5 protein-coding genes are annotated in these 5,000 nt (G+C 34.1%); 1 reads left to right on the top strand and 4 read right to left on the bottom strand.

The annotated features are described in order from the left end of the window. Positions 1-1,056: 1,056 nt before the first annotated feature. Entirely contained in the window at positions 1,057-1,380 is a 324-nt protein-coding gene (locus ACVOLR_RS19800) for a hypothetical protein (RefSeq protein ID WP_047627867.1), read from the bottom strand. Positions 1,381-1,588: 208 nt separating this feature from the next. Next, on the bottom strand, positions 1,589-1,891 hold the full coding sequence (locus ACVOLR_RS19795; protein ID WP_148935522.1) for a hypothetical protein: 303 nt from the start codon (positions 1,889-1,891) through the stop codon (positions 1,589-1,591). A 261-nt stretch (positions 1,892-2,152) separates the two neighbouring features. Between ACVOLR_RS19795 and mobQ the strand changes: the two genes are divergently transcribed. Next, positions 2,153-3,451, top strand: coding sequence for a MobQ family relaxase (mobQ, locus tag ACVOLR_RS19790; RefSeq protein ID WP_481537953.1), 1,299 nt, complete (start codon positions 2,153-2,155; stop codon positions 3,449-3,451). Positions 3,452-3,478: 27 nt separating this feature from the next. Here the strand turns inward: mobQ and ACVOLR_RS19785 are convergent, their stop codons facing one another. Both ACVOLR_RS19785 and ACVOLR_RS19780 read right to left on the bottom strand, forming a co-directional pair. Further along, the gene (locus ACVOLR_RS19785; protein ID WP_159106569.1) at positions 3,479-3,622 is read right to left on the bottom strand and encodes a hypothetical protein; all 144 of its coding nucleotides are present in this window, start codon (positions 3,620-3,622) and stop codon (positions 3,479-3,481) included. Beyond that, positions 3,622-5,000 (bottom strand): protein rep (locus tag ACVOLR_RS19780; protein ID WP_481537952.1); only part of this gene is annotated, 1,379 nt, incomplete at its 5' end. The genes ACVOLR_RS19780 and ACVOLR_RS19785, both read right to left, overlap by 1 nt.

The raw sequence follows: 5,000 nt of genomic DNA, 5'->3' as shown, positions 1-5,000 counted from the left end.
TTTTAGTTAGTGTCTCGTCTTGTAGATCTTCACCTTTGCTTTTCATAGACAAAGCAATATTAAAGGTCTCTTTTTTTCTTTCTGTTATTCGTTCACCGTTTACACTGGCAAACTCTTTTAGATTATCAGGTCTATTGACAGACCTATTTTTATTAAATACACTTATCCCTGTAAACATATTATGAAGAACCCCGTATTGTATTGAACCTAAGCAATTCTTACTTTACGGGGTTTTTTGTTTTTGTCAAACCAGTCAAGCACTTACACGATACCCCTCTAATTTTCTCCCACCGGCTAAAAGTCGATACCGTCCCATTTTTTCCGTGTTTTTATGCCGTTACGGTTGGAACCGTCCCATTTTTCACACCAAAAAAACGGTCTTTAAAATGTTCTGTCCCAAATCTGCCGTTTGTCGGATAGTGATCTAAAGGTTCCGTCCCATTTTTGGGGGTGTTTTCGGGAGGTTTCTGCAGTGGTGTCCCATTTCCGGGGAATTGATTATTTTTTATTCTAAAATTCTTTAGCAAAAAGTGCTATTTACCCCCTTAAAAAACACCAAAAAAAGTGGGTTAAAGCCAGTAATGGCGGGGCTTACAGGGGAATTTTAGAGGCTAAGTTTTGCCTCCATTTGTTTCTTACTAAACAAGGGGAGGGGTCGCCTTCGGCAACCTCAAGCCAAACCCCTAAAACCAAAGGCAACCCCTACCGGGGCAAGTTGTATTATCAAATGTCATTTAATACAACTTAAAACCATTTAAGGGCGGCTTATCAGGTAGAAGGCTCACTTTGTTCACCTTCCACCTTTGCCAAGTGTTGTATTGACCAGGGAGCCGTACAAGCACAATGACGGAACCCCAGAGGGGACCCCCCGACATTCTGCTTGACGGTTCGGCACTGGTGAACGGTATCAGAAAGGACGAAAGGCTAACCTAAGTTAGCCTCTCCAATATCCCCATAAATGGGGCAATTTGCCGTTATATATATTAAATTTGTCAAGGAATTAAATAAACATACCGACTTATATATTAATATATTCTAATTATATTATTGTCAAACTTATTTTTTATTTTCTTTTAAAATTTCCAGTCCTGTTTTTCTATATAGTTCAACATTTTTAGGGTTTGCATTTTCACTTGTAGCATAAAAAACGGCACCGAGGATCAAAGACAAGTCAACTTCCCGAACGTCGCACCCTATAACTTTTAGAATATCACCTGCAAAAGTATATTTTAAATGATCCGTTTCTCTTCTCTTAGCATTAGCCTCTTTTCTTTTCTGCTTATTTAGTTTTGCATTTACACTATTAAGCTGGGCTTCTAAATATGCCTTTCTTTGCTCAGGAGTTCTTTTAATATATTTTTTTTCAGTCGTCGTCGTCATAATATATTTCCTCCTCTAAATCAAAACCCCTCTTATTACATTCATTAATTACATAATCTAATTTATATTCCAACCTTAAAACAAGAGCTTCTAAGCCGTCCGTTTTTCCTTTAAGTTTTTGATAATTATTAAAAAATTCATACAATAAACCCATTATAAGGACAAACCCAAGACCTAAAAGAAAACCTATAAAAATCATAATCTACCCCTATAAAAAATGTACATAGAATTTATCTTGATCATTAGATTTCAAGACTACATTTTCATAAAATTCTCTAATTTCATTAATACGGTCAGGATCTGGGTAATTCTTAATTTCTTCCGACTCTAATATTTTACGAAGTGCATTTTCAGTACCTTTTTTAGATACATCTTGTCCGTCATTACTACCAGACCAAATAGCATTATATTTTTCACAATGAAAATGCTTATAAAATACTCCCTCAGCATATCCATTAAAAACAGCCTTCTTTTTATCTTTTTTTCTTTCGATATAAAAATCATGCGACATAAAAACCTCCATATATATTTTTGTAATTATTAAGCATATACCTCCGTAATTTACTTTAGTCAAATTTATGTTATATCTAAAATAAGGAAAAGCATTTTTGCCGTTCTGAAAGTTTTTTATTTTGAGTTTACGAAAAAATAAAAATTACTTGAAGCCCTTCTCCGCATTGCTAACGCAACGACAGGGTTTTTTCCCGTAAACGGGAAAAAAGAAAAGCAAAAACCAACCCCAAAAAAATTAGAAAAGTGGAGGTTTTACAATATGGCTATATATTATTTTGATGTTTCCAGTGTGAGCAGAAGCTCAGGCAAAAAATCGGCTTCTTCTGTTGCTGCTTCTGCATACCAGAACAGAGCCAGATACACAGACGAACGAACCGGCACAACCTACGACTACACCAAAAAAGGGGGTTTATACTACTCTGGCATTTTAGCCCCGGAGAATGCCCCTGAGAGTCTCACAGCTTCACCTGTGGCACTATGGGGTACCGTAGAGGCCATTGAGAAGAGGAAGGATGCCAGGCTTGCCAAAGACTTCAAAATCTCCCTATTGGTAGAACTAACCCCAGAACAGAACAAAGCCTTGATTTTAGACTTTGCACAACAGGCTTTCGTATCAAAGGGAATGATTGTAGATCTGGCTATACACGATATCGACACCCAACCACATAGCCATATAAAAACAACTACCAGAGAATTAACACCGGAGGGATTTGGTGGAAAAGTTAGAGAATGGGATAAAATGGATCATATTATGGAGTGGAGGGAATTATGGGCAAAAGTGGCTAACGAACATTTATTAAAGGCTGGGCATGATATAACCATTAGCCATTTAACATTAAAAGAACAAATGAAAGAAGCACTGGAGGAAATGGACAAAACAACCGACCTGGAGGAAAAAATAAAACTTGCTTCTAAGGCTATCGAATTAAATAGACCAGCAATGAAAACTATCAGCAAGAAGGACTGGGGCGATCCCAAATTTCAGGAAATAAGAAAACAGGAACAGGAGGCAAAAAAACAAATATTAAAAAAGGCTAAAAATTTTAGAATTAAAAACACCAGAGAATTAAGAGAAATACAAAAAGAATTAGATAAAAAATTTAGACCGTCAAAAATATATAAATCAATTTCCGAGGCAATTAGAAATTTAAATAATAAAATCACCGACTCAAAATTAAATAATATCCTAAATGACAAATTAGATAAATTAAACGAAACAATAAAATCAGTTCCTGATAAAATAAAGCATTCCGTAGAGAAGAGAAAAATAAAAAAAGAAAACAAGGAAAGGGAAAGAATAAATAAGGAAGAGGAGAGAATATTTAGAGAAACCCACAAAATGGATGAATTTGGAAATATTTATAATAAAAAAGAAGATAAGCAATATCAAAAGAAAAATAATGAGTTAATTAAACAACAGTTAGCCAGCAATAAAGAAAAGGACGAAGCCGAAAGACAAAAGAAAAAATTAGAGGACGAGGCTAATAGATTAGCTGAGAAAAATAATATTTCACCTAATGACTTTAAGCAAAGAAAAAAGAAAGGACCGAATATATAGGGCTATATACTACAATATACTATACTACTATTTTTTTAAAATTGTGATCCTTGCTGGCTCAATGTTTCCTTTCGAAATTTCAACGGCTTCACGAACCGAAGCCATTAATAATTTAAAAAATTTACTCTTTCTATTGCGATTTCTTTTTTTAGGCTTCTGTTTCTTTTTCATTACCACACCTCAAACATATCAGCAAAATCGTTAATTTCCACTATTTCAATATTGGTCTTTTCAATTTCAAATGTTGCCCAAAGCGATCCCCATTCGTCATAATAAAGCCCTTTTTCTTCTTTAAGATAACCGACCCTTTTTAAACTTTCAATAGTGTTATTAATTCGTTTTTTCCTGTCTTCCTGAATTAATAATAATCTTCCTATTTTAGACTCGATCATATTATCATATTCGGTAAATAACTTATCTTCTAATTTAGATATTTCCTTGTTAGTGTCATTGTAGAATTTAATATAATCACTATACATAGTTAAATATAATTGTTGGTAATTATAGGCTTTTGCTTCCAATGCTTCTAATAAATAACCCTCATTATCTTTTTTATTTTCAAGTTTATAATCGCCTTTTTTAAATATGGCTTTATTAACCTGATAGCCTTGTCCCAATCTATCCTCTATTTTTGCTTTTTCGATTTCATAATCAAACGGATCTTTTTTAATTTCACTTAGATATTTTTTAAAAACTCCAACAGGTGTTATCATTCGACAGCCTTTAATCTGCTTATCAAATTCAAAAAACCAATCGTCATTTTTTCCTTTTTTATGATCTAAAATATCACTACCTTTGACGGAATATTTTAGAACATAATTTATAATCGCTTCACCAGAATTTTTAATATTCTTATTTGTGATTTCGATTTTCTTTTCTTTATCCATAGCTCTTACAACGTCCACGATTGGGAACCCACGAGGATAGTCGATAGGGTTATACGGATACCCTACCCTATCACACTCATAAGCCAGGCAATCCCCCCAATCTTTCCCCCAATCTTCTTGATTTACATAGTATTTTTTACCATAGTTTCCTTTTACCATAAGCAAAAAATGAAAATGGGGGTGGCATTCGTCAGCCCCAGATTTTCCCCTGGTGATCTCCGTCGAACGGATACCGCCAAGAATAAAATCTTTATATTTTTTCATTTTAAAAAGCCTATTTGCTGCTTTATTCATTACTGATAAAACAACCCTTAGATCTGTTATTTTTGGGTTTTTAATCGTAAATGTCGCAAATAGATATTTTGCATTTAAATAATTTTCTTCCAGTTTTGGAAAAATAGACTCTGTTTTTTTCTGCCAGATATAAGCCTTAATTCTTTGGCATTCCTGACAATGACGACCTTTGCAACGGTGAGTAAATAAGGTTTGAGCCTGTCCGTTAACAGTTGCGATATAACGAAAAGAAGAGCACTTTAAAGACCTTTCAGCCCTTTTAGTTAGTGTCTCGTCTTGTAGATCTTCACCTTTGCTTTTCATAGACAAAGCAATATTAAAGGTCTCTTTTTTTCTTTCTGTTATTCGTTCACCGTTTACACTGGCAA

It is taken from the genome of Stenotrophomonas sp. STEN030 (assembly GCF_056759995.1).
The sequence above is the reverse complement of the archived record's forward strand: the minus strand, read 5'-3'. Positions and strand labels throughout refer to the sequence as shown.

Excerpts from the sequence above, each read along its gene's own strand:
- ACVOLR_RS19800 (WP_047627867.1), bottom strand. The coding sequence starts at position 1,380 with ATGACGACGACGACTGAAAAAAAATATATTAAAAGAACTCCTGAGCAA.
- ACVOLR_RS19795 (WP_148935522.1), bottom strand. The coding sequence starts at position 1,891 with ATGTCGCATGATTTTTATATCGAAAGAAAAAAAGATAAAAAGAAGGCT.
- mobQ (WP_481537953.1), top strand. The coding sequence starts at position 2,153 with ATGGCTATATATTATTTTGATGTTTCCAGTGTGAGCAGAAGCTCAGGC.
- ACVOLR_RS19785 (WP_159106569.1), bottom strand. The coding sequence starts at position 3,622 with ATGAAAAAGAAACAGAAGCCTAAAAAAAGAAATCGCAATAGAAAGAGT.